The sequence below is a fragment of the Mesorhizobium kowhaii genome (assembly GCF_003253745.1).
Taxonomy (GTDB): Bacteria; Pseudomonadota; Alphaproteobacteria; order Rhizobiales; family Rhizobiaceae; genus Mesorhizobium; species Mesorhizobium kowhaii.
On record NZ_MZXV01000038.1, the window covers coordinates 26,793 to 51,366 of the forward strand.

The 24,574-nt window shown below is 58.9% G+C and carries 22 protein-coding genes and 2 pseudogenes; 11 read left to right on the forward strand and 13 right to left on the reverse strand.

Annotated features, from left to right (window positions below):
- Window positions 1-99: 99 nt before the first annotated feature.
- Window positions 100-333, reverse strand: a pseudogene (locus tag B5V02_RS41665) (cytochrome P450); the annotation flags it as partial.
- Between the two features lie 813 nt (window positions 334-1,146).
- Here B5V02_RS41665 and B5V02_RS42700 point away from each other — a divergent pair.
- From B5V02_RS42700 to B5V02_RS18700, 6 genes and pseudogenes are all read left to right on the forward strand, one after another.
- Window positions 1,147-1,391, forward strand: a pseudogene (locus B5V02_RS42700) (transposase); the annotation flags it as partial.
- A gap of 387 nt (window positions 1,392-1,778) precedes the next feature.
- Window positions 1,779-2,762, forward strand: a complete 984-nt coding sequence (gene aepX / locus B5V02_RS18680) for a phosphoenolpyruvate mutase (RefSeq protein ID WP_245446007.1) — start codon at window positions 1,779-1,781, stop codon at window positions 2,760-2,762.
- The gene (locus B5V02_RS18685) at window positions 2,744-3,979 is read left to right on the forward strand and encodes an aminotransferase class I/II-fold pyridoxal phosphate-dependent enzyme (protein WP_111545615.1); all 1,236 of its coding nucleotides are present in this window, start codon (window positions 2,744-2,746) and stop codon (window positions 3,977-3,979) included. The genes aepX and B5V02_RS18685 overlap by 19 nt, the downstream gene beginning before the upstream one ends.
- Window positions 3,976-4,797, forward strand: a complete 822-nt coding sequence (locus B5V02_RS18690; protein ID WP_111545616.1) for a phosphocholine cytidylyltransferase family protein — start codon at window positions 3,976-3,978, stop codon at window positions 4,795-4,797. Before B5V02_RS18685 ends, B5V02_RS18690 begins: the two co-directional genes overlap by 4 nt.
- A complete protein-coding gene (locus B5V02_RS18695) occupies window positions 4,794-5,408 on the forward strand; it encodes a CDP-alcohol phosphatidyltransferase family protein (protein ID WP_111545617.1) in 615 nt (204 codons plus the stop codon). Before B5V02_RS18690 ends, B5V02_RS18695 begins: the two co-directional genes overlap by 4 nt.
- A 668-nt stretch (window positions 5,409-6,076) precedes the next feature.
- Window positions 6,077-7,177, forward strand: coding sequence for a pyridoxal phosphate-dependent aminotransferase (locus B5V02_RS18700; RefSeq protein ID WP_111545618.1), 1,101 nt, complete (start codon window positions 6,077-6,079; stop codon window positions 7,175-7,177).
- Between the two features lie 443 nt (window positions 7,178-7,620).
- On the opposite strand, the gene B5V02_RS18710 is transcribed toward B5V02_RS18700, so the two are convergent.
- The 6 genes from B5V02_RS18710 to B5V02_RS18735 form a co-directional block, all read right to left on the reverse strand.
- The gene (locus tag B5V02_RS18710) at window positions 7,621-9,090 is read right to left on the reverse strand and encodes an alkaline phosphatase family protein (RefSeq protein WP_111545620.1); all 1,470 of its coding nucleotides are present in this window, start codon (window positions 9,088-9,090) and stop codon (window positions 7,621-7,623) included.
- Window positions 9,091-9,402: 312 nt separating this feature from the next.
- Entirely contained in the window at window positions 9,403-10,266 is an 864-nt protein-coding gene (locus tag B5V02_RS18715) for an ABC transporter permease (protein ID WP_167458562.1), read from the reverse strand.
- 8 nt (window positions 10,267-10,274) lie between these two features.
- On the reverse strand, window positions 10,275-11,210 hold the full coding sequence (locus B5V02_RS18720; protein ID WP_167458557.1) for an ABC transporter permease: 936 nt from the start codon (window positions 11,208-11,210) through the stop codon (window positions 10,275-10,277).
- A complete protein-coding gene (locus B5V02_RS18725; protein WP_111545622.1) occupies window positions 11,210-12,202 on the reverse strand; it encodes an ABC transporter ATP-binding protein in 993 nt (330 codons plus the stop codon). Before B5V02_RS18725 ends, B5V02_RS18720 begins: the two co-directional genes overlap by 1 nt.
- Complete coding sequence (locus tag B5V02_RS18730; RefSeq protein WP_111545654.1) at window positions 12,199-13,248, reverse strand: ABC transporter ATP-binding protein; 1,050 nt, start codon at window positions 13,246-13,248, stop codon at window positions 12,199-12,201. The genes B5V02_RS18725 and B5V02_RS18730 overlap by 4 nt, the downstream gene beginning before the upstream one ends.
- Window positions 13,249-13,271: 23 nt before the next feature.
- Window positions 13,272-14,717, reverse strand: a complete 1,446-nt coding sequence (locus B5V02_RS18735; RefSeq protein ID WP_245446009.1) for an ABC transporter substrate-binding protein — start codon at window positions 14,715-14,717, stop codon at window positions 13,272-13,274.
- Between the two features lie 330 nt (window positions 14,718-15,047).
- Here B5V02_RS18735 and B5V02_RS18740 point away from each other — a divergent pair, with 330 nt between their 5' ends.
- The 3 genes from B5V02_RS18740 to B5V02_RS18750 all read left to right on the forward strand — a co-directional run bounded on the left by B5V02_RS18740 (window position 15,048) and on the right by B5V02_RS18750 (window position 18,170).
- The gene (locus B5V02_RS18740) at window positions 15,048-15,965 is read left to right on the forward strand and encodes a LysR family transcriptional regulator (RefSeq protein ID WP_111545624.1); all 918 of its coding nucleotides are present in this window, start codon (window positions 15,048-15,050) and stop codon (window positions 15,963-15,965) included.
- Window positions 15,966-16,138: 173 nt separating this feature from the next.
- Window positions 16,139-17,323 (forward strand): pyridoxal phosphate-dependent aminotransferase, encoded by a 1,185-nt coding sequence (locus B5V02_RS18745; RefSeq protein WP_111545625.1) that lies wholly within the window; start codon window positions 16,139-16,141, stop codon window positions 17,321-17,323.
- Window positions 17,298-18,170: a phosphonopyruvate hydrolase gene (locus tag B5V02_RS18750; RefSeq protein WP_111545626.1), complete on the forward strand. Its 873-nt coding sequence runs from the start codon at window positions 17,298-17,300 to the stop codon at window positions 18,168-18,170. The genes B5V02_RS18745 and B5V02_RS18750 overlap by 26 nt, the downstream gene beginning before the upstream one ends.
- A gap of 385 nt (window positions 18,171-18,555) precedes the next feature.
- Here the strand turns inward: B5V02_RS18750 and B5V02_RS18755 are convergent, their stop codons facing one another.
- From B5V02_RS18755 to B5V02_RS18775, 5 genes are all read right to left on the reverse strand, one after another.
- Window positions 18,556-19,308, reverse strand: coding sequence for a hypothetical protein (locus B5V02_RS18755; RefSeq protein WP_111545627.1), 753 nt, complete (start codon window positions 19,306-19,308; stop codon window positions 18,556-18,558).
- A gap of 224 nt (window positions 19,309-19,532) precedes the next feature.
- The gene (locus B5V02_RS18760; RefSeq protein ID WP_111545628.1) at window positions 19,533-20,258 is read right to left on the reverse strand and encodes a DUF6602 domain-containing protein; all 726 of its coding nucleotides are present in this window, start codon (window positions 20,256-20,258) and stop codon (window positions 19,533-19,535) included.
- Window positions 20,255-21,193: an AAA family ATPase gene (locus tag B5V02_RS18765; protein ID WP_111545629.1), complete on the reverse strand. Its 939-nt coding sequence runs from the start codon at window positions 21,191-21,193 to the stop codon at window positions 20,255-20,257. Before B5V02_RS18765 ends, B5V02_RS18760 begins: the two co-directional genes overlap by 4 nt.
- Window positions 21,190-21,708: an HORMA-1 domain-containing protein gene (locus B5V02_RS18770; RefSeq protein WP_111545630.1), complete on the reverse strand. Its 519-nt coding sequence runs from the start codon at window positions 21,706-21,708 to the stop codon at window positions 21,190-21,192. Before B5V02_RS18770 ends, B5V02_RS18765 begins: the two co-directional genes overlap by 4 nt.
- Window positions 21,709-21,714: 6 nt before the next feature.
- Window positions 21,715-22,680, reverse strand: a complete 966-nt coding sequence (locus B5V02_RS18775; RefSeq protein ID WP_111545631.1) for a CBASS oligonucleotide cyclase — start codon at window positions 22,678-22,680, stop codon at window positions 21,715-21,717.
- A 101-nt stretch (window positions 22,681-22,781) separates the two neighbouring features.
- On the opposite strand from B5V02_RS18775, the gene B5V02_RS18780 reads away from it, so the two are divergent.
- The gene (locus B5V02_RS18780) at window positions 22,782-23,135 is read left to right on the forward strand and encodes a helix-turn-helix domain-containing protein (RefSeq protein WP_111545655.1); all 354 of its coding nucleotides are present in this window, start codon (window positions 22,782-22,784) and stop codon (window positions 23,133-23,135) included.
- 3 nt (window positions 23,136-23,138) lie between these two features.
- Window positions 23,139-24,023, forward strand: a complete 885-nt coding sequence (locus tag B5V02_RS18785) for an ImmA/IrrE family metallo-endopeptidase (RefSeq protein ID WP_111545632.1) — start codon at window positions 23,139-23,141, stop codon at window positions 24,021-24,023.
- Window positions 24,024-24,075: 52 nt separating this feature from the next.
- Here B5V02_RS18785 and B5V02_RS18790 read toward each other — a convergent pair whose 3' ends face one another.
- Window positions 24,076-24,342 carry a helix-turn-helix domain-containing protein gene (locus tag B5V02_RS18790; protein WP_245446011.1) on the reverse strand — a complete coding sequence of 89 codons (267 nt, stop codon included), beginning with the start codon at window positions 24,340-24,342 and terminating at the stop codon, window positions 24,076-24,078.
- Window positions 24,343-24,574: the final 232 nt, after the last annotated feature.

The window sequence follows — 24,574 nt, forward strand, 5'->3', positions numbered from 1 at the left end:
CATCGAACTGCGGCCTTTGCGCAAGCCTTGAAATAGGTTCTCCACCCCTCATGCACAAATTGCTACTGCCCGATGGAGTCTTCAAGCGTCGGCTTGCTTGGTTTCGGCGTCCTGCAGCACCCTGCGCTGGTCTCTGGCGCGAGTGAAGACCCGGGTACCCCAGGCCATTGCGCGTATTGCAGGGGGAATAAAAGATCAGCGGCCCGGCATGGATGCAAGCGATCGCTGCGTGCAGATCCCCATTGAGCGTCGGCAGCATGCCAGGCGACGTGAACAGACTGAAATCCCCACCATTTCGGGTGGTACATGAGCTGGAACCGGGCAGGTCGCCATCTTGGCTTCTCCTGAAACGTCAGGCGTTCATCCGCTCGGTTCAGCATGTGACCGTTCCGGCCTCAGCGCCTCAAGATTCTGTTTCGCGATGCAGCGCGCGCTTGCACGCAAGCGAACCGCTGGAAAGACGGCCGCGTAGACCAAATCAGCCAGCGCGTCGAACGCAGCGCCCGCCTGTGCCGTCAAAGCGGACCGTTTCCGGGAACTCTTCGCAACCATGCCATCCGCGTCATCCGTCAAAAGAGCAAAAACAGATGCCAACCTCGAAAAGTCCGAACATAGCAAAGTGAATCGCCTTACTGGCGAAGGTCAGCCCAAGAGCGGTGATGCGGTTTGCAGCATCGAAGAGATAGCGGGCACGAATCCTTATGCACGTTTTGCAACGCCACCATCCGCGATCATGCACCGGAATCCTTGGATTAGAGGCGCACTTTCCCCGCCAGACCCGCTTTCCGGTCAGATCGACACGCCGTCTGTTTCATCGAGACGTCGAGACCGAGAAATTCTTCCATGGCTGTTCTCCCTTCGATGCTTGGGCCCGGCGTCCCGTCGTGAGGCCGTATTGCCGTCCTATCGGGGAACGGCCGCCCTCCAAGACTATGATTGATTTCAGGGGTGACGCGCTCCCGCGATTTCATGTGGACGCAAGGGCACGGAGCGACGATTTTCGATCTCGAGTCTTGAAGGCTTCGACTGATGGCATGTCCGCACGGCAGGCGGCGGCGCGGTTCGGGATCGGGACATCGAGTGCGATCCGGTGGATCCTGCGGGCGCGGATCGGGGAGCGAACGCACGTGCTGGTCCCGACCTGAAAAACCAGGCGACGGCGTCGTGATGGACAATCTGCCGGCGCACAAGGCGGCCGGTGTGCGCGAAGCGATCGAACAAACCGGGGCGGCTCTCCTGCTCCCGCCCTACAGTCGCGACTTCAACTCGATTGAGAACGCCTTCTCCAGCTCAAGGCGCTGCTGCGCGCCAAGGCCGTTACGGACCATCAAGAGCCTGTGGGACGCCGTCGGCTCGCTGCTCGACCAAATTCACTCAAGTGCGCAAACTAATTCAAGGCTGCAAGATATGAACCGGATTAAACAGGACGCGCTCTAGCGTGGCACCAAGGACATCACGATTAGTGGGCGACCTGCCAACCTCGCACCGTTATATAGCTTTTCCACTGTCGCGATCCCGACAGAATTGTATCGTCACAAACAAACGGAACCAGCCGCGCAAAGCCAACCTGTTGCAATAACAACGGCTTTTTAGCTGGCATGGCTCTTGCTGCCTGAACTGTAACGTGCGCTCCGGCACAGAGCCGCTTCCAGCGGATCTCACGAGCATTGCGCTATGTAGGCCAAAGGACTTTTCTACAGCGAGGTCAGGGCGACGATGAGTAATCGTCGCGTTTTACCGAGTTCATTGGACCTGAGTTTATGGAGGAGGTCATTACAATGAACAAGGCGATTTCGTTCGGGGCGGGAGTCTTGCCGGTGACGGAGTCATCGACGACCCTTCGCGAGCTCATTCTTTCTGACGACCTGACATTTTTGATGGAAGCGCATGATGGGCTTTCGGCAGCGATTGCCGAGCGTGCCGGTTTTCGCGGGCTCTGGGCTTCTGGTCTTTCCATCGCCTCGGCACTTGGCTATCGGGACGCCAACGAAGCGAGTTGGACGCAAGTCGTCGACGTCGTCGAGCACATAGTCGATGCGACGAACATCCCCGTTCTTGTCGACGGAGACAGTGGCTTCGGAAATTTCAACAATGCTCGCTTGGTCGCGCGGAAGCTTGAGCAACGCGGCGCCAGCGGCGTCTGCCTTGAAGACAAGGGGTTCCCGAAAATGAACTCCTTTGTCGGCGATCGGCATCTGCTCGCTGACGTTGACGAATTCTGCGGCCGGCTCAAGGCCGTGAAAGACACGACGGGACCGGATTTCGTCGTCGTCGCCCGGATCGAGGCGCTGATCGCCGGTCACGGTCTCGATGAGGCGCTGTGCCGGGCCGACGCTTATGCAGAAGCCGGCGCCGACGCAATTCTCATCCACTCCCGCGAGGCCGTCGCAGACGAGATCCTGACCTTCGCCAAAGAATGGAACAACAAGCTGCCGGTCGTCATCATCCCCACCAAATACTACAAAACCCCGGCTTCAGTCTATCGTGATGCCGGCATTTCGGCCGTCATCTGGGCCAACCATTCGATGCGGGCGGCGATCGCCGGCATGCGAGACATCTGCGTCCGCATCTGGTCGGAAGAAAGCATCGCCGGGATCGAGGACCAGGTTGCCGGCCTCGACGAGCTGTTCGGCCTGATCGGCTACGACGAACTGGCTCAGGCGGAAGGGCGGTATCTGCCGAAGCACATCACACAGCCCCAGGCATTGAAAGAACCAACCAAACTTGGTTGCGGAGGGTGCACATGCTTGCGCGACGGATGAGCTTGTTCGGCTCAAGCGGCACGGCAGCAGCGCGCGCTGCAGCAAACGCGGCTGCTGATGCCGGGATGGAGATTGTTGATCTCACGGCCGGCGAGATCTGGAGCGATCTGGCACCGACGATCCGGGACGGAGCGATCGAGGCGATTCAACAAGGCCTGAACCGCTACACTGACACCATCGGCTTGATGGAGTTGCGCGAGGCGCTGGCACGGAAGGTATCGGTCGAGACGGGGCAGCTCTGGCGGGCCGACGAGCTCGCTGTGACGAACGGCGCCAAGCAGGCTCTTTTCAACGTGGCGATGACGCTGATCAATCCCGGCGACCAGGTCATCATTCCCGCACCCTACTGGACGACATTCCCAGCGCAGGTCCAGATCGCCGGCGGCAGCCCAGTCCATATCGACACGCGAAGAAACGGCTACGTTCCACGGATCGACGACATCCAACGCGTCATCACGCCGATGACCCGGGCCATCGTCGTCAACACGCCCGCCAACCCCAGCGGCGCCGTCTACGACGCGGAGACTCTTTCGGGCATCGCCCAACTGGCGATGGATCGGGATCTCTGGATCATCTTCGATGAATGTTACGGCCCCTTCACCTATGATGGCCATCGGCATCATCGGGTGGTGTCACTGGCCCCGGAGGTCCGAGCTCGGACGGTGATCGTCAATGCCTTCTCCAAAAGCCTGGCCCTCACCGGCTGGCGCATCGGGTACCTCGCTGCGCCGAAGGAACTGATCACGGCTGTCAAGGCGATTCAGTCGCACACGACATCGAACCCGAATGTCGTTGCCCAGCATGCCGTGCTGCACCACCTGCGTGAGGGAGATGGCGCCTTTGAAGCCCGGCTCAAGGGCCAATTGACGGCGGCGCGGCAGGCTGGGCTTACCGCCCTCTCCGAGCTGCGGCGCGTGCCGATGCCTGTAGCACAGGGCGGGTTCTATTTCTATCTCGATCTGTCCGGCCTGTTGCGGCCGACGCTCGCCAATGGCCACGCCAGGACGGCTGACGACATCGTGGCCGCACTGCTCGCGCAGGCCGGCGTGGCCGGCGTGTCAGGCACTGCCTTCGGCGATCCCATGGGGCTCAGGCTCTCCTATGGCATTCCGCCGGAGCAACTCGAGCCGGGCCTTGAGCGTGTGGTCAGCGTCCTTAACGCCTGGAACCGAAGGAATCGTCGCAGCAACCAAAAAAGAGGGGCTATAGACCCATGACTGCAATTGCTCCGAGAAAGGCGGTGATTCTTGCCGCCGGGTTTGGCTCGCGCCTGCGTCCGCTCACCGATCTGCGGCCGAAGCCGCTGGTCGAAGTCAATGGCACCCCGATCCTTCACAACGCCTTGCAGAACCTCGAGGCAGTCGGCGTTCGGGAGGTGACGATCGTCGTCGGCTATCGCAAAGACGCGATTCAATATTCCTGCGGCCGACGCTTCGGTGGGCTCGATATCAATTATGTGGAGTCGACGGTCTTCGACCGCACGGGCAGCGCCTATTCGCTCTGGCTGGCACGCGACGATTTACTATCGGGAGACTGCTATCTTCTTGAGGGCGACGTCTTCTTTGAGGAGGACGCGCTTCGGCGCTTGACGATAGATGACGCAGCGAATTCAGCCGCAGTAGCGCCTTTTCATCCGTCGATGGAGGGCTCTGCAGTAATCTTGTCCGAAGGCGGATTTATTTCCGAGGTCCGGCTTAAACAAACAGCTGCGGACCTAGTTTCCGGCGGCCCGGCTCTCTTCAAGACAATGAATCTCATTCGCTTCTCCGGCGCCACGCTCCGCACGATAATCGTGCCGGCCCTTGATAATCTCATCGGTTCCGGTGCGATCAAAGCTTACATGGAGGAGCTTCTTGCTCATCTCATCGAAAGCCGCGGCCTCCGGCTTGCGGCTGCCCGCTGCGATGAGCTGCGATGGTACGAGATAGACAGCGAGGCCGATCTACGAACTGCAGAGAACATGTTTTCACCTAACGCGGATCTTCTTTTCCGGCATCAAAATCGTGTCGATTTAGGATCGGAGGGCTTCCAATGATCATCTATCTCTCGGACCGCGCGAACCAGATCACGATGCTTGGCCTCCTGGCATCAGCAACCGCGCTCTATTTTGCGCAATCGGGCAGGCCGGAGCTTGCCATTGCGGCAGCGCTCTGGGCGGTCTTGGCAGACCATTTCGACGGAGTGGTCGCGAAGCGAACGAAAAACCGGTCTGCAGAGACGGCCAATATGGGGAAGAGTCTGGATGGATTTGCTGACCTCCTGTACGGCGCCGTCATTCCGGCCGCGGTACTAATGCAAATCGGAACAGGCGGTGTCTTCCCGTTTGTAACGGGGCTCGCTCTGATACTCGCTGGTGCTTTGCGATTGAGTTATTTCAGCAATTTCGGGATGTCCGCAAAAGGGTATTTCACCGGCGTTCCGCTTTCCTACGACGTTCCGCTCATGGCAGTTCTTATGCTTATCGCAGCGTGGATTCCTTTGCCACTGTGGAACACTGCTACATGCGGACTCTTCTTGTTGCTTGCGGTTCTGCACGTGCTGCCCATCCCCGTGCCAAGTATGAATCGCACAATGTATGCAGCGGTCACCGTATTCGCGGTCGTGGCATCAATATTCCTAGCTTATCGCGGCTTTTCGGCGAGGTAGCCGGCCGAAGCCAGTCCGTCTCTCACCTCACGGTAAAGCAGCTCGCAAATGAATAGTCCGATCAAACGGCACGATCTAGGCGCTGTCGCCGAACACCGCCCTCTTTATGCGGCGGTAGCGCTCGATGTGCTCTTCTCTTTCATCCTGGCAAGATGACCGCGCGCTGTCGTTGCAGATGTCGGGCCCAATGGCGTTTGCATGGTTACGCAATCGAACCGAGCAAGGGAATGTCGGATCAGCGACCCGCGTTCGGACCGGCCGTCGATTTCGAATGGACGGTGGGTTCAGCGGAGGAACCGGACCCCGGACGCATCTGTGACTGGGTCTGCATGGGAACCGCATCCCATTGGACAGACGGGGTCGAAACAACGTCTACGAGTTATTTGGCCAAATCGAGACGGTGCTCACTAAACCGGGCGGATTCGGCAAGTGCTTTCGATTGCCATGCGCATCATGAGGTGATGACCGCAGCCACCTACTTGGACATGTGGAGATCCTACCACGATGTCCCGAGGCAAATCGGCTCAGAACGCTGGCGCGAGATCTTAAAACCTGTGCTGGATCGCGTAGCGGGAAGACCAAGGTCATCACACTCCATCACACTCATGCATGGACGAGCCGGTCAATCTGAACCGAACCAAAATTGGATAGATATGGGAGCCTAGATTATGCAACCTATACCTTTGCCTGGCGAGCCCCTTAGTCGTTCACTCGTTGATGATTTTCCCGGCGGGTATTGGCGCTATGGTATCACCGATCATGTTCTGCTGGTAAATCTATACTTTCCGCCCCATGGCTTCTATACCGCGCTTGGCGAGCGGCTTCCCGAGCTCATCAGTTGCTATCCGTCACCGCAACCACATCTTGCTGAGCAGTTGGGCAGCTTGATTTCCCAAGATCCGCGGAACCTCGCTGTTGGCAATGGCGTTGCGGAACTAATTCATGCGAGCATCCAAGCGCTAAACTGGCGCTTAGCCGTTCCGACACCGTCCTTCAATCCATACGAGCAGGTGGTGTCGCCCGAACGGCTGGCGCGGTTTCCTTTACCTGCTCCGGACTTCGAGCTCGATGTCGAGAAGTTCGCCTGGCATGCGATAGCGCATAACGCCGACGCGGTCGTTGTCATTTCGCCGAACAATCCAACCTCTAGGGGAGTGTTACGGCAGGAGCTTCTCCACCTCACAAAAATACTTCTAGCGAGAAATATTCGGATCATTGTCGATGAATCGTTCGTCGAATTCACCCCAGAGGGGGCTTGCGGAAGTGTCGAGGACAGAATCCAAGAATATCCAAACCTTGTGATATTCAAAAGCCTCGGGAAAATATTCGGTGTTTGCGGACTACGTCTCGGTTACATGCTCGCAAGCGATCAAAAGCTGATATCATCCGTACGAAGCAATTTTCCGGCATGGAATGTAAGTACTTTGGGAGAATTTTTCCTCCACGCTCTGCCGAGCTACCAGCGCGAAGCGGAGGAAAGCTGGACTCAGGTGCGCCGGGATCGCGACCAGCTCTATTCAGAACTCGCGAAGATCCCTGATATGCATGTACTTCGGCCCGATGCAAACTTCGTCTTTTGCCGCCTTCCAGATGATTGGCCAGATGGAGTCGCGCTCGCGGAAAAGCTCCTTGCGCACCATCGAGTCCTGATTCGCCACAGCGGGGCTAAAACGCTCAGCAAGGGAACTCGGTACCTGCGTATTGCTGCGCGGACGTTCGACGAAAACAGGCTTCTTGTAGAGCGCCTGCAGGAGGTCGCCGAAACGTAGAGACGGTACGAAACGGAGAAAGAAAAATGGCGAACCGATGGAAAATCCAGCGTGTCCCAAGTGAGGTGTGGCCCCGGGGAGAAGCTCGGGATCGGCTTTTGGCCCGCTGACATGGTTGGTCGCGATCGCCGGCGTCTACAACGGCGACATCGCCGAGCAAACAGAGCTGGATCGATTGTTGCAGGAACAAGGGACTGGCAAGCAGAATCTCCTTTCCATCTCAATCTATCTCAGCGACCTCAAAGAGAAGCTTTCGACGATATCTGGGTGGAGTGGATTGGTCCGGACCATGCCCATTGGCCTCAGCGCGCATGCGTCCAAGCCGAGCTGGAACATGGCATACGAGTGGAGGTCGCGTTGGAAAGGCGCATCAAGCATCGGCGCATCACGTTCATGGTCGCCTTTTCTTTCGTCGAATGCCGCTGCGCAAACATGCGGTCCTATCATTCCGCCGTTCCGCTCTCGATGTAGGTCGAGGCTCCGACCCGGACACGCCGAAGAACCTGCCTGAAACGGCCAAGCCCCACATCAAAAGCTTCACTGCGACTTTCTGGGGCAGCCTTCTGGCCTGGCTCCACAACTTCGGTCAGAACCCGGCCGGTCATGCTTTCCGGCTGCTTTATCTCCAAGAGGTGCAGAATGGTCGGTGCGAAATCGCAGATCCCAGATGGGACCACGGAAACAGACCCCTGCCCGGGGAAAGCCGAACCAGCAACAACACCGAGGGCGACCAGTTCCCTAGGATGAAGACCACCATGAACGCCGAGGCCTGCACGGCGGTTGTTTTCGTAGAACGTGCCGCCGACAAGGCCGAATGGATCGACACTGTCATTCGCGCGGAAGCAAAAGGACACGTCCGGCGCGCGGACATGATCGATGAAAACAAGGTGGCTCCCGAGACTGCCGAGGGCGATGCCCTCGATATCATTCTTGGCGCGGGTAAAGACCGGCCCGCACCACGGCTCGCCGGTGATCGTGGCCACGATTCGAGCGATCCGTTCGTCGCTTGGGTCAGCGAGATAGAGCGCGCCGACCTGCCCGGGCACCACCACGACATCGACATCCGGTGCGGGTGCCGTACCGGGTCGGCAGCCCGCATCGCGCAGGCGCTCGACGACCGAAACCTGGGTATGACCCGTGATGTGTCCGTGGTCGGAGATCGCGATAATCTGTACGCCTTCAGCACGTCCCTCCGCTTCCCACCAGTCGAGCACTCGGCCAAACTGGCGGTCGCAATGTGCGATGATGGTCCGAGTCGCCTCAGCGCCGGTGCCGTGGAAGTGCGAGCTGACGTCTGGCTCGCCGTAGGAGAGGACCGTGACGTCCGGCCGGCATTTCGGCCAAATGACATCGAGAAATGCTGATGTGATCCAGTCTTGGCCGGCCTTGTCAGGCTTAGTGCTGAGCGGTTTCGGCGGCAACGGCCCGACAAGCTCTTCGGCTTCAGCCAGCAGATCGTCCGGCGTGCAGACCTCGCGGAAATGCCCCGAGAGCCGAACATGCCCGAAATCCTCGGCCTTGTGGTGGAAAAAGCGCGTCGTGCCGGGCGAGTTGGTGGCCAAGACGGCAAGACTCCGACCGGCCGAAGCGAGGATTTCCCCCAGTGTCTGTGTGGACATCAGCCGCCCACCGCTTTCCAGGTCAAGCTTGCGCAAGAGAACCGCGTCTTCTGTGTCGATGTAGCGGGACGGAGTGACTGAACGGTCGACATATATGTTCCCAACCATGCCGTGCCGGCTCGTGGTCGAACCGGTCACCAAGCTGGGAAAGGCCGAGCGGGTTTCGCTTGGATAGACCGTGCGATGGTTCGACAGAGTGATGCCCTGGGCCTGTAGACGGCAGAGGTTCGGCGTCAGGTCGGGTGCGACTAGGTCAGGGCGCAGGCCGTCGAAACTGACGATGAGGAAGCGCATACCGTGTATCTCGCAGTTCACGTTGACAAAGACGCCATTTCGCTAGCAGTCGCATATCGCGAGGACGCGCGACAAAGACCAGAATGGTTCGGAAGAGTCGGCGCCGATAATGAATTGATTTTCCAGCATGAACGCTCCGAGACCGCGGACATACCAGGGCCACTCGAGAGCACCATGCCGGGCTCAATTTCCGTCGTTTCGTTCGAGCAACCGATTGCCCCACGCTCCAATAGCAAGCGTTTCATTTGTGAAACCTTGCATCTGTTTGATCCTCTTGTCCCTGATGAGGCGGCAGCCTTCGCTGCGTTCCCGTTACTGCAGTCCCTTGTCCAACCGGTCGCGCAGCCAGTCGCCCAACAGGCTGATGGAGAGCGTAGTCGTAACGATCAGCGCAGCTGGCGCAAACATGATCCATGGCGCACGTGTCATATACTCCCGGCCATAGCCGAGCATGTTTCCGAGGCTCGTCATCGGGGGCTGAACGCCAAGGCCCAGAAAGGACAGGCTGCTTTCCATGAGGATGATCTCCGGGAAAGTCAGCGTCATGGAAACAATGAGCGTCGATGAGATATTCGGGAGGATGTGCCGCAGATATACCTGCATTGGGCTCGCACCCAATTGACGGGCGGCGCTGGCGTAGCCTTGCGCGCTGGCGGCGATCGCAAGCCCGCGTGCGATACGGGCATAGCGCTCCCAGCCGTAAAGCCCCATCAGTCCAATGAACAACGGCAAAGCGTTCCCGAAAAACGCAAGGACCGACAGTGAAAGGATGAGGAATGGCATGGCTGCCTGGAAGTCAGCGAGCATCAGGATGAACTGTTCGACCCGACCTCGAAAGTGGGCCGCCGCAAAGCCCATGGTCGTGCCGAACCACGCCGAAATCAGCGTTGCCGCCAGAGCGACCAGAACTGAGATACGAACGGACACGATCAATCGTGATAGAATATCGCGTCCCAGTTCGTCCGTTCCAAGCAGATGCCGCGGATGGAATGGCGAAGCCAACCGGTTTGGCAGATCAAGAGCGGTGTATCGGTACGGAGCGATTTGATCGGCGAGCAGCGCTATACCAACGACAAAAACAATCCAGAGCAGGCTGGCGATGACGGTGAATGGGATTGGGTGGTGTTTGGTGTTCTTCCGCGTGCCAGCTGCCGTTTCGCTCACTTCTTCCATCATGTTCATTCTCAGTGTCCTCCGGAGGAGTTGGCTTCGGCCAGGCGCGGGTCGAGGAAGCCGTAGAGGAAGTCCACGATGAGATTGGAAAGCACCATTGCGACGGCCACCAGCAGGAGAATGCATTGCACGACCGCCAGATCGCGGGCTGCCACCGACACGACCAGCAGATTGCCGACACCCGGCCAGGAGAACACGCTCTCGACCACAACCGAACCCGCTATCAGATTGCCAACCATGAAGCCGACAATCGTAACGGTTGGAATCGCGGCGTTCGGCAGCGCGTGACCACGCACAACCGCGGCCCAGGGGATTCCCTTTGCGCTGGCGGTACGGATGTAGGGCTGCCCCAGCACCTCCAGCATTGCACTTCGAACGAATCGGGCAAGCACCGCGGCGCCGCCAACGCCGAGAGTGATGATCGGCAGGATGAGATGCTGCAAACTGCCGGTGCCGCCGGTCGGCAGCCAGGCAAACCAGATTGCAAGGACTTGAACCAATACGAGGCCGAGGACAAAGCTTGGTACAGTATAACCTGCGACCGCCGTGACCATGACGGCGCGGTCAATAGCGGTGTTCCTATGCAAAGCGGCATAGATACCGGCTGGAATGCCGATCGCCAACTTCATCAGGAGCGCAGGCAGGGTCAGCATGAGGGTCGCCGGGATACGTCCCAGGACAAGATCAAGCGCGGGCCCGCCTCCACGCATCGAACGGCCGAACTCGCCTTGAAAGATTGCTGCGAAGTAATGGAGATATTGCATCCAAAGTGGCTGATCCAGACCCCACTCCCGGCGAAAGGCGGCCATGGCCTCGGGCGAAGCGTCGTCCCCCATGATGCTGCGGGCCGGATCTCCCGAGAGCCTCAGGACGATGAAGGCGAACGTGACCACCAGCGCGACTGTCAGAACGGCACGTAAGACACGGATGGCAAAGAAACGAAACATCAGGAGCCAACCTCCTTGGTCGGCGGGTTGGTATGCACGGCATGACAGGCAACGGAGCGTCCGTCCGGCAGAGTTGAGAATGTGGGGCAGACACTCACGCACTCCGGCCGCGCGATGGCACAGCGAGGGTGGAACGCGCAGCCGGTCGGACGGGCTGCAGGGTTGGGTGGTTCACCTTTGAGTATGATGCGCTCGCGCGTGCGGCGACCTGCAACAGGTACCGCTGAGACAAGCGCCTTAGTATAGGGGTGGGTGGGGTTCGAGAGCAGAAGATGTGTCTCGCCAAATTCGACGATGCGGCCGAGATACATCACAGCCATACTCTGACTGACCTGGCGAACCACTTTCAGATCATGACTGATGAAGAGGAGACTGAGACGCAATTCCTTCTGAAGGTCCATGAGGACGTTCACGACCTGGGCCTGGATCGAAACGTCGAGAGCCGAGACCGGCTCGTCGCAGACCAGCAACGCCGGTTGCATGATCAGCGCCCGAGCAAGAACAGCACGCTGACGCTGCCCACCGGACAGTTGATAAGGCAGGCTCGTGGCATGACTCGCATTCAGGCCAACCGCGTCGAGCATAGCCAGCGCTTTGTTGTTACGCTTCGATGCAGACCCGATGTCATGGATGTCCAGTGGTTCCCGGACCTGATCGATGATTGACAGTCGGCGGTCCAGCGCAGCGAGCGGATCCTGGTAGATCATTTGCATCTGCGCTCGCATACGGCGCCACGCTGGTGTATCGGTGGCCGGCAGTTCAGTACCGCGGAAGAGCACATATCCGCTGTTCGGCCGTTCAAGGCCGAGCGCGATCCGTCCTGTGGTTGATTTTCCCGAACCGGATTCGCCGACGAGAGCCAGCGTCTGCCCCTCTTTCAGAGACAGTGAGACTTCATCGACAGCATGGACAGGCACTTTTTTTCCGAAGAGACCCTGCCGCGTCGAATAGCTGCGCGAAATGCCTTGCAGGTCAAGAATACCTGCAGTCATGCCAGCACGCTTGTCTTGAGACTTAAGGGCTTCTGGGCCTCCGTGGCGGGCCCTGCTATGCAGGCGGAGAAGCCGCCGGCTTCGGTTTGCGCGAGTCGCGGAATGGTTACTTCACAAACCGCCATGCGTTGCGGACAACGGGGCGCAAACGGGCACCCCGGAGGCATGTTTTCAGGCTCCGGCACCTGCCCCTCGATGGGAACGAGCTGTCGCAACGCGCCTTCGAAAGGCGGCAAGGCCGCAAGAAGCCCTTGTGTATAAGGATGCCGCGGACTTGCAAAAATCGATTCTGAAGGCGCCGTCTCGACGACGAGGCCGCCATACATGACCATAATGCGTTCGCAGGTTTCGGAAACGACGCCGAGATCGTGGCTGATGAGAACAAGAGCCATGCCCGTCTCGCGCCGAATGGTGGTCAAGAGGTCCAGTATCTGGGCCTGGATTGTCGCGTCGAGCGCGGTGGTCGGCTCGTCGGCAACCAGGACGTCCGGCTTTCCGGCGAGCGCCGTGGCGATCATGACCCGCTGGTTCTGACCGCCGGACAGTTCATGGGGATAGGCGTCGAAGCGACGTTCCGCGTCCGGCAGGCCAACGAGCTCGAAAAGACGTTTTGCCTCGGCCCGGATGCTCGATCCCGACAGCCCCTGATGTCGAGCGAGAACTTCGCCAACCTGCCGACCAATTCGGATGACAGGATTGAGCGCGCTCGACGGATCCTGGAAGATCATCGCCACGCGTCTGCCCCTGATCCGGTCAAGCCGCATCGCTGCTGCGCCACGGAGTTCTTCCCCGTCCAGCCGAATGCTTCCCGACACGGTAGCCGTGCGAGGCAGAAGCCCGAGCGCGGCAAGCCAGGTAACGGACTTGCCGCTACCTGACTCGCCTACAATACCGATTGACTCGCCCCGTGCGACCGTGAGGTCGATCCCCCGAATTACCTGGACGCCGCTGAAGTCGACGGTGAGGCCTTCGATCGTGAGCAACGGTTGCGACGACCGAGCCGCCGTCAAAGCGGATGCTGGTGTTGTGCCGGCGAGATTTGCCATCGCCGTCCCTCCTCTGCCGGTCATCAGTTTTGCGTATGGGCGGCGTTGAAAGGACCGAAGTTCAGGTCGAGTGTCTGCCCCGGGACCCAGGCGATATCCTTGCGCTTGCCATAGAACTGACCGGAACCGTGGAGGATCACGCAAGGCGGATCTTCCCGGTCAACGATCTGGAGCATTTGGCGGATAATTGGCCGGCGCGCTTGCGGGTCGGCCATCTTTTTCAACTGCTCACCAAGGCCGAAGTACTCGTCATTGCTCCAGATACCCTCTTTGACGTTCTCCCCAAATGGTCCGAAGACACGCCAGGCGTGGCCGAGCGGGTCCGGGAAGATGGCGGTGTTTGAACTGTCGTAAATTGCGTTGATCGGCTTGCTTTCGATCTGGGCGAAGTTCTCCATCATCTGAATTTCGACATTGATGCCGACCGCCCGCCACATTTCGACCATTATCTGCGCGCCGGCGACCTGGTTGGGATAGTAGTTGTTGAGCAATCGGTAGGTGATCATTTCACCATTGTAGCCGCTCTCGCGTAGGAGTTGACGCGCCAAGTCGGGGTCGTATGCGAGACCGGGGAAATCCTCGATATACGCATCGCCGAAGCTGGGGAGTTGGTAGCCGTTGGGAATGAGCAGCCTGTCCTGCCAAAGCGCCTGGACGATAGCCTCTCGGTCGATCGCGAGGCTAAGGGCACGCCGCACGCCAACTTTGCCGAGGATCGGACCGGTCGTGTCGATATTCAGTGCGCGGATATTCTGAACGGGGCCGCCGGAGACTTCGAGTTCGGGGTGCTTCTTGATTTCCGAGAACATGTCGGGAGAGAGATCAGTGATAAAGTCCACTTCGCCCGAGATGAGCGCGTTGACCCGTGAAGCCAGTTCGGGGATGATCCGGAAATGAATCCCTTCTAAGGGCGGCAGCCCACCCCAGTAGGCATCGTGCGCGGCCAGAACGACTTCGACATCGAGTGATTGGCTGACAATCCGATACGGGCCTGTTCCGACCGGCGCAGCCGTCCAGGCATCCCAGGAACCTGACGCTCCGAAAGCACGCTTGCTGACGATTTCCGCCCCCCAGGACGCCAATCGTTTCTCGATCAGCGCATCTTCGTCTTTGGTGTGGACAACGACAGTGTGGCTGTCGACGATGTCGACCTTGTCGATGGTGTCCAGAGTCTCCATGGCAGTGACCTTTCCTGCCATGTCTGGGCCAAGCAGGTGCTCAGGACTCAAAGTGAAGGCGACATCCTCAGCGGTGAAATCACCGTCGTCATGGAACTTCACACCCTTGCGCAGGAAAAGACGAACTGACTTGGCGTTTATCCGTTCCCAACGCTCCGCAAGGGCCGGACGTAACGTCATAGCGGACGTCTGGTCGAAGGCGAGCAATGTGTCGAACATCTGCGGCGCTATGCGCCGTGTCGCGGTGTGAGCGTACAAAACAGGCTCGACGGCGGGCGGGAAGCTGGACATGCCGATTCTAAGTGTCCGGCGAGCGGCGCCCTGGGCCTTCGCTGAAGATACTCCAGTCATTGCCATAAGACTGCTTGCCCCCCCGGCTACCAATAGATTACGTCGCGTTATCGAAAACATGTGCGTACCTGCCTCCAGTGTAGTCTCGCGAAGCAGATGTTTGCTTCGGGATGTGAAAACTCTTTATTACGGCCATCGGCACTTCTCGGTGCCCGGCGAGAACGAGCGGGAGTACTCACTCTGATTTGCTACAACCGCATGACAATCATCGAATAATCCGATAGCAAACACGCTCTTTTGGATGATCTAGGAAGGCGACTAAAACCGGCCATGTCAGACGGCAAAGATCTTTCGCTCAACGCTGTTCGGGCTTTCGTGCAGGTCGCACGCGACAACAGCGTCACCCGGGCTTCGAAAACCCTTGGCATCACCCAGAGCTCGGTGAGCCGCCACATCGCGGTGCTCGAGGAGTATTTCGGCGCAAAGCTGCTCGAACGGCATGGACGCCTGAGTCGGTTGACGGATTTCGGGCGGCTATTCGCCGATGCCGTTGCCGAGCCGCTCGACACGATTTTCTTTACGGCAAAGCGGATGCGCCGCGGTGACGGCAAAGGTGCCAACCGGCTCGTCGTCAGGACCTCGCTCTCGACCTTTGCCTATACGCTGCTGATTCCCAATTTGAGCGACTTCTCGAAGGAAATGGGCGGCGTTACGGTCGACGTCATCAGCACCCTGTCGGCCCCCGCCTCAACCGACAGCTTCGATGTGCTTCTGACCCGAGACCTGACGCTGACCGAACCGGGAGATCGATGGGATTTCTACGACGAACAACTCGTCTGCGTCGGGGCGCCCGACTGTGTCGCCGGCCGCGGGCTCGAAGCGCTGCGCACCACACCGGTGATTGCCGTCACATCGCGGCCGGACATCTTGCCGACCTGGCTTCGCGGCATGGACCTGAAAACGTCGGACATCATCTCCGGGGCACGCTACGACCATTACTACCTAGCCCTGCCGGCGGTAACGACCGGTCAGACTTTGCTGGTGACACCCAATATCATCGTCGCGGATCTGATCAGACAGGGCCTCCTGGACGCGCTGCCCGGCTCGCGCGCGCCGAGCGGCATGCAGTACCGGGCCTATGCGGTCGATCGCAGCGACAATCCGGATCTCGCCCGCGCCTTCTGCCGTTGGCTCACAAGGCTCTGCCGGAAAAAAACCGAGGATGAGAGCGCCGGAAATAATTGCTGACCGCAATGATGCATCGCAAAACGCGATCCCTTTGGCCGCTTTCCGCGATGCCAAAGCTGGCGAGCTAAGAGCGCCTCGTTTAGCTCTGGGCATAACTCCCCTGCTCTGAGGAAAGTCCATTGCCGCTACTCGCCAAAAGACTGCAGGCCGTCCGCCCCTCCCAGACAAAAGCCATGACCGACAAGGCGAGCGCCTTGCGCGAACAAGGCATCGATATCATCACACTGAGCCAGGGCGAACCGAACTTCGACACGCCAGAATCCGTCCAGCAGGCCGGCATCGCCGCCATCCTTGATGGCAAGACGCGCTATACGCCGGTCGCCGGGGTCAAGCCGCTGCGCGAGGCGATCCGGGAGAAGCTCTCGCGCGACAACGGGCTCGATTATGACATCGACCGCATCACCGTTGGCTGTGGCGCCAAGCAGATCGTCTTCAACGGCCTCTTCGCCTCTCTCGATGCCGGGGACGAGGTCATCGTCCCCACGCCCTGCTGGGTGTCTTATCCGGACATGGTGCGGCTGGCCGGCGGCCAACCGGTGCTCGTCGCCTGCCACGAGCGGTCGGGTTTCAAGCTGAAGCCGGAACACTTGGAAGCGGCTATCACGCCGCGCACCAAATGGCTGATGCTGAATTCGCCGAACAATCCCACCGGCGCGGTCTATTCCAAAACCGATCTGGCCGCTCTGGCCGAAGTCCTGCGCCGACACAGCCACGTCCACGTCCTTTCCGACGATATCTATGAAAAACTCGTCTATGACGTGCCTTTCGCGACGATGGCCGAGGCCGCGCCGGATCTCATCGACAGGGTGCTGACGGTCAACGGCGTTTCCAAGTCCAGCGCCATGACGGGCTGGCGCCTTGGCTATGGGGCCGGTCCGAAAGACCTCATTAAGGCGATGAACACGATCGAGGGCCAGACGTCGTCGCACACCAGTTCGATCTCGCAATATGCAGCGATCGAGGCCATTGCCGGCAACCAGGACCACATCGTCGATTTCGTATCCGCCTTCCGCAAGCGCCGCGATCTCGTCGTCGAGCAGATTAATCAAGCCGAGGGCCTGAAGTGTCGCGTGCCGGACGGCGCCTTCTATGTCTTCGTCTCCTGCGCCAGTGTGATCGGCAAAGTGACCGGCAAGGGCAAGGTGATCGAGAACGACATGGATTTCGCCATGCATCTGCTGGAAGAGTTCGGCGTCGCGGTCGTGCCCGGCAGCGGCTTCATGGCCTCACCCTATATCCGCATTTCCTATGCCGCATCAGAGGACGAGTTGAAGCGCGCCTGCGGCCGCATTCTCACCGCCTGCACCGCCCTGTCCGAAAGCGAGAAGACGTATGAGCAAAGCGAAGCAACTGCGTGACCGCATGGCCGAACGCGGCCTCGTCCACATCATGGCGGCCCATAGCCCGCTTTCGGCCGTCTTGGCCGAGGAAGCCGGTTTCGACGGGATCTGGGCCTCAGGCTTCGAGCTCTCCGCCCTCTACGGTCTGCCGGACATGAGCCTCATCTCGATGACGCAGCACCTCGACATGCTGCGGGCGATCGCCGGCCGGTCGTCGCTGCCGATCGTCGCCGATATCGACACCGGCTACGGCAATGCGATCAATGTCATCCATGCCATCTCCGAATATGAACGCGCCGGCGCCTCGGCGGTTGTCATCGAGGACAAGACCTTCCCGAAGGTCACCAGCCTCGCCGCCGGCGGCCGCCAGGAACTACTTCGGGTCGAGGAGTTTCAGGGCAAGATCGAGGCGGCCATCAGCACCCGCACCGACCCTAACTTCCTCGTCATTGCCCGGACAGAAGCGCTGATCGCCGGTCTCGGCGAAGAGGAGGCGCTGAAGCGTGCAGCAGCCTATGAAGCGGCCGGGGCCGATATGATCCTCATCCACTCGAAACAGAAGACGCCGGAGGAAGTTGAAAGCTTCGTGCGCGCCTGGAGCGGCAAGGCGCCGATTGTGATCGTGCCGACGGCGTATCCGGAGATGAACGAGGAACGTATCAAGGCGCTCGGCAGAATCGCGATCGTCATCTATGGCAACCACGCGATCCGCGCTTCGGTCACGGCGATGAAGGATGTCTTCGCGCGCATTCTCAAGGATCGCGGCATCCACAACGTCAACCGAGACATCGTTTCCGTCGAGGAGGTGTTCCGTTTGCAAAGAATGGATCAGGTCAAAGCCAACGAGGAACACTTTCTGGAGTAACGTTCGACCGAACATTGTGTCTGACCAGTGGATGAGCTGTCGCCATGACGAAGTGCCGTTGAAGACGGTCCTTAGGCCGTAACCTTTCTTCGAACTGTCGGGCGCCACAAGTGAAATGGCATGGCGCTTGCTGGTGAGAGCCCATCAAAGCGCGGAAGAGGGCTACGAACGGAGCCATGGCTGAGACGCGAAGCTCCATACAAGCGGCCAAGGAGACCGAATAGCCTTTGCTCATCTCATTGTTTTACAAGCGGTTTATGGCATATTGCGATACGGTGTGCAAGAATTTGTGTAACGAACAAAAGTCCTTCAGCGCGTTTTGACTACCAAGGGCGCATGTTTTCGAGAATGACCAGGACGCAACATCTGAAGAGCGAGACAAGCTTCAGGCACGCCAGGATTCGTATTTGCCCTGGACGTTTTGGTACCTGGCTAGCGATGGCTTCGACGGCAACTTGCCAATTCGGACGGTCAGCCTGGCCAGCTCATCCGCTGCTCCGAGCTGCCAACCGTTTTTGATTGCCCAGGACTTTATTTTCTCGGGCTCGAAAAGATGCCCCTTGGCACGCAGAATGCGCAAAGTCTCATCGGCATGCTCTTTATCGCGCGGGTTCAGGACGCCGTTGGCGCGGTTTATCCAGCTAGACAGTGCCGTCAGTGCCTTCTCAACCACGGGATCGGCAATCAGCTGAGCCGGCGCGGCCGGGGCTTGCCCATGCACCGTAGGGGTCCATCGCGCGATCCAGTTATCAATCTCGCCCTCCAGTTCGGGGACGGCTACAACGCCGAGAATACCGATAAGGCTGTCGATTTTTTCGACCAACTCCTCGTTGGCATAGTAGGCGATGACCACCGTGCCGCGCGCTGAGTTACGAACCGTCTGCAGGGTTGCATGGCGAAGATTCCCGCCTGTCGATAGCGGGACTCCGTTGCCAGCGCGCAACGACCTTGCGGCTGAGCCGAGAAAGTTCTCCAGTGAGGTGCGATTGATCTGATATTTAGTGTGCGTGAGGAGCACGATTTCAAGCGGAACCGCCCCTGCCTTCTCGCCGATGACCTTGGCGTGGGCTAACGCCGCCCTCCAGGCGTCGGGGCTGTGGCAGTCCAACGGAATTACGACGCGGACAGGTGACGGCATGCACTGGCTCCAAAAATAGGCGCTTTCATAAAGGTTCGCCCAATATTGGGTTCGAAGCGCTCCAACCCACCGAGCTATGTATGATTGCGTCAACTTACCAGCGCCGACGCTCGGTCGCACGAAGCCGGACCCGACTACCGGCGATGCCATACTTCTCCTCAAGCGCCACTTCAATCCGTGCAACTGATGAGTGGAGCGCCTCGTTTGAGATCCGCACCTAAATGCTATTTGGCGAGCCACTCCGCATAGGCCTGGACATCGATCATGGGAACAGTTCCGCTGAATTGCAGCTGGGATATCAGATCGAGCAGGAAAGCCGTAGCCGGACGATTTTCTGGTAACAGCGCATAATCGTTATCCTTGGGATTGTACCGGAAATTTCCGTGGGCAGCGATGCAGCCCATATTGAGGCGCTGGTTTCCATCGCCCTTTTCAAGCGCCTTCTGAAGCGGAGTACCCAAAGGCGGGGTCCAGTCGCTCTCGAAAGTCAGAATGCCGCCGAGGATTGGAATCGGCGGCTTCGCGGGATAGGTGCCGCCGGCGTGGGGAATCGGCAAACTTGTCCGATGCAAGGCACGAACTGACGCAACCTTCCCTTGTGCGTAATCAACCTGCTCCGCATTGATCGACTGCTTCGCCTCAAAGACCGCGTATACGCTCTCGGCAGGGACGATGATCTGGCCCTCGTATTTGAAGATGAAGGGCGAATATTGCCGGTCGAAAATGACGATGTCGATTTGGTCACTGAATTTATCGGTGCTGTCGACCACATGCGCGGTCTCGGCCTGGTAGCGCTGCGGCAAATAGGTTTGCAGCAATTTCAGCCAGACCGTCTCGCTGGCATTGCCCTTGGCTACCGGATGGCCAAAGACGCCACGCGACGTCTCCAGGCGTTGCTGCATATCGTTGTGCAGACCTTCAAGAAGGCGCGGGAGAGACCAAGTAGTCATGATGCTGCCCCGTCCTGGAATGGCGGAGTAGCGAGCGTCTTCGATGCAATCTCCACCGCCCGCGCCGGCCTGACTGCCGACGCCGGATAGGCATCGAGAACAATCGATGGCAGAAGGCGCTGCATGATATCTGAAAACGTAAACCCGAAGGGCTGGTCCCGGCGCGGGCCAGTGGCAGCAACGAGTTTCTCGATATCAGTCGCCGAGAACGCCAGCTCCGATAGCGCTCCGGACAACAGGGCACGCCGCTGTTCATCGTTCGGGCGCCCGAAAGACAGAATATCAGCCGCACGACGCTTTACGGCAGGATCGAGGGCGCTCAAACGGTTCGTACACATGATTACCGCGGCTGGAAGTGCTGCATTGGCGATTCGATCGATGCCGCGGATGAAGGCATTGACCCCTGCCCTATCTTCATGGTGCATCTGCGCATTCTCGCGCGACTGAGCGAGCGCATCGGCCTCATCGACTAGCAAAATGACGCCACCGCGAGCCCTACCCGCCCCCTTGAGCTTCGAGGCTTCCGAAATCGTGAAATCGAACGCCGAGGTAAGAAGCTGGGTCATCTCGCCGACTCGGCCCTGCCCGCGAGCCGACAAGCTGAGCGGAAACAGCGTGATTTCAATGTCTTCCTGGCGCGCCACGGCATCGCCGATCGTTTCTGCCAATTCCGTTTTCCCTGAGCCGACGTCCCCGGCAAGAACAACAAGTGGAGGGCGACGAAGAACCGTGGTGAGCAAGCCTTTCATCTGCGGATGGTGCTTGCGTGCCCATGCCTCAAGCCCAGACGGATTGACCAGCAGCGAAAGAATCTTGGTGAGCCGCGAGATTTGGTCGTCCAGGCCAACCAACCGACCCAACCGATCACGCGCTGCAAAATCCGGATAAGAAATCCGACGTTCGAAGATCCCGTCGGCCATTGTCGCTGCGTTCATGCCCATGTCCTTACTGTTGCCCGGTTAAGTGCCCGGCCACCCGCCGAGTAAACATGGTCATTGCTAAAATAGCCGGCGACCCCCGGTTCTGGCGCACCGCCCCGGATAAAGGGCAGTTCGCGTTCGACTGCCTCGCGCTCCGAGGCAGTCAGAGAATACCAGGCCGCAGTGAATGTCAGATAGGAAGCGAACGATGCACCGCTGATGTTCGCTCCCGGCCGGACGCGCCCCGGATCATCGTCGGAGGCATTGGCGCCTGAGAGTTCCTGGGCCGTATAACGCAATGTCGGCTCGATCCAGTCGTCATTACGCTTGTAGCCATACGTGACCGTTTCGATGTACTTGCCCTTAAGCAGCGGAACCAGTTCGCGTTCATATTTCGCGATGGAATCATCACTCGGCAGCCCGTAAAAGCGCTGCACACGCTTGAGGTCCGTCGCGACCTTTGCCGCAATGTGCTGGGCATGGGTTACGGTGAACGTTACGCTATCTGTGAATGTGAAGCTTTGCGTCATGGGGGGTCACACCTGAAAAGCTGAGCCAAAAACTTTTTGCCAGTAATAAACGGTCTCTTGTTTCGTCGGCGCCGCGCGCGCCGCATCGATGGCGTCACCAGCGTCAAGAGCCGCTTCCACAATCGCGTCCACGTTTTGGACCGTGTAGAGACGGCTAACGTTGTTCTTGGCATTCACCGGATCGATGATTTGCATCGGCTCCGAAAAACCGCCGACCGTGGACGGCTTGTAATAATCAGAAAAAATGATTCGCTCACGAAGATTGCTCGTCGCGATGTACGTGAAGAAGTGCTGCAAGGCCTCAGGATAGTTCGAAAAATCGGCGCCCTGGTCCTGAAGGTGAGCCAGAATCATTTCCACCATGAAGGATTTGAACCGAAAGCCGTCCCGCTCCCGCTTCATGACCCGTGTCCAGAATTTCGCCAACCGCACCACTTGCGCGAAATGCGTCTGCTGCGCAGCCTTGCGCTTGCGCGCAAACTCCAAGTGCAGAGGTATGCTGGTTTTCAGGAAAGAGCCGTCGTCCTGGCTGACCAGGTTGCCGTACCATTGCGGATCTTCGTCATAGAGGATCGGCACCACATCGACATCGAGACCCGAGCCGCGGAATGAAACTGTAACGCTGTAGGTCTGCGGCTGAACCTGGTCCGGGCTGAAGTTCGGAAACGCCTTCCGCAGCCGCTCTGCCAGATATTGAAGAAGGGCGTCGACATCATGGGGAGCGTTCGCACCACTGATATAGCAGGCCACGTCGATATCGTTCAGGGACCGAAGTGCCGTTCCCTTGGCAAGGCTGCCGGACAGCAGCATCTTCCGCAGCGTGAAATCCGGATGTTCGTGAAGGTAACCCTCGAGTTTCTCCCGTAGCCGTCGAGCTTGGGCCCGATATTCGTCGGCCTGGTCCTTCGGCAGGTTCACCTTCTCATCCGCGAAGCGGGCGATGTCGGCATGGGCAACGTGAAGCAGGCTCATCGATTATGTTTTCCTTGCCCTTGTCGGGTTAGACATGAGATACATGTCCATATATAGGCGCTTCGTTACAAGTCGTCAAGTTCAACATGCCGGAGTCGACAATGCCCGACGAACCTCTTCCCTCCGTAATTTTTCAACAGCGGTTGCGTAAAGCGCGTGAAATCCGAGGCTGGAGCCAAAGCGATCTCGCCACCAATGCAGGAATGCCATCCAGTTCGATCGCTCATTTCGAGACGGGAACCAGAAAGCCATCTTTCGACACGCTCAGGCGTCTGGCCAATGCGCTGGACATGACCACCGACTTCCTGTTGGGTCGTGTCGAGAATCCGGGCCTAGCGGAGGCCGGGGACCCGCTTTACCGCGACGTAGGCAAGTTAACAGGCAGTGACCGCGAGATCGCCCGGGATTTTTTAAAGCTGCTTGCCGAGCGAAATGCCGCCAAGAAAGGCGAATGACCGATGGGCAAAGGCTTCCGCTTGCTCCTGGCGAGACAGGAGGCCGAAAATTTCCTGAAACAGGAAGGGATCACGACGCTACCGGTGGATCCGTTTGCCATCGCCAAGAGCCGTGACATTACGGTGGAAGGAAAGCCTGAAAGTACCGAAGGTGTGTCAGGGATGCTGCTGCGTTATGGCGACACCTTTGGCATTATCTACGGCACCCACATACCCTCCCCTGGCTTTCAACGATTTAGTGTCAGCCACGAGCTTGGACATTACTTCTTGCCGGGCCACCTGGACCACATTTTGCCAAAGGACGGGGCACACGTCTCCAGGGCCGGATTTGTCACCGCCGACTCTTATGAACTTGAGGCTGACCATTTTGCGGCCGGCCTGCTGATGCCCGCGACCCCTTTCAAGCGGGCCATCGGCCGTGACGAACCCGGTTTGGACGCGATCACTGCAGCAGCCGAATTGTGCCAAACCTCGCTTACGTCGACAGCCATTCGCTTCGGAGAACTGACGGATGCTGCTGTCGCCGTTATCCTCAGCACCGGAAACACCATCGATTACTGTTTCCTATCGGATGCGATGAAATCTTTGCCGAAGTTGGACTGGCTGCGAAAAGGAACACCCCTGCCATCTGGAACCGCTACAGCCGTTCTTGCCGGCGATCCTCGACGCGTTTTAAGCGGAGACCGCGTGAGCGAGGAAATCGACGTCAGGGACTGGCTAGGAGGCACACGGAAGGCTGTGGTCACAGAGGAATCTGTCGGGCTCGGCGGCTACGGCAAGGTGCTCACGGTTCTCGTCTCCACCGAAATAGGCCAGGAGGAAGAGGAGATGGAAATCTCCGAGGAAGATGATCTTATCGAGAGCTGGACTCCACGCTTCCGCCGATGATTAGGCCGCTTCCGCTGCTGCAGATTTACGCGGCTTGCGCCGAACGGCCATGTCAACCTTGTAGTCGAGCCGGTCTAGGGCACCGGACAAGCCGATCGATTGAAAACTTGCCCGTGCGCCCGGTCACGGTCGCGGAGATGTCGGGCTGCTTCATCCAGAGCAGCTCTGCCGACTTCGCCCGGGTCAAGCGCCGGCGCTTGATAATGGCGCGGATCTCGCGGGCCAACTTGGCCTTGAGCAATTCCTCTTCGGGATTGTCAAAGCCGAGGTCAGCAAACACGTCGCCGCTGCTCATTTCGGCGGTGATGTCTTCAGTCATGACTTTGGTCCTTTCCCATAATTGTCGCGGTAGTGCGTCTCGGCCGCCCTCAATCGTGCCGTCACGAGCTCGATCTCGTGCTTGGGTGTCTCCCTTCCTTCTTCGACTTCTTCTGGAAGCAATGAAGAACGTAGATCACCCCGGTAGGTGTCCCCAGCGAAGTCGCCGTCCACCTCAAGGATGCTGCGGCCCCCAAAAGAAGGCGTTTACGACCGCGTCCGCCGCCTGGCGG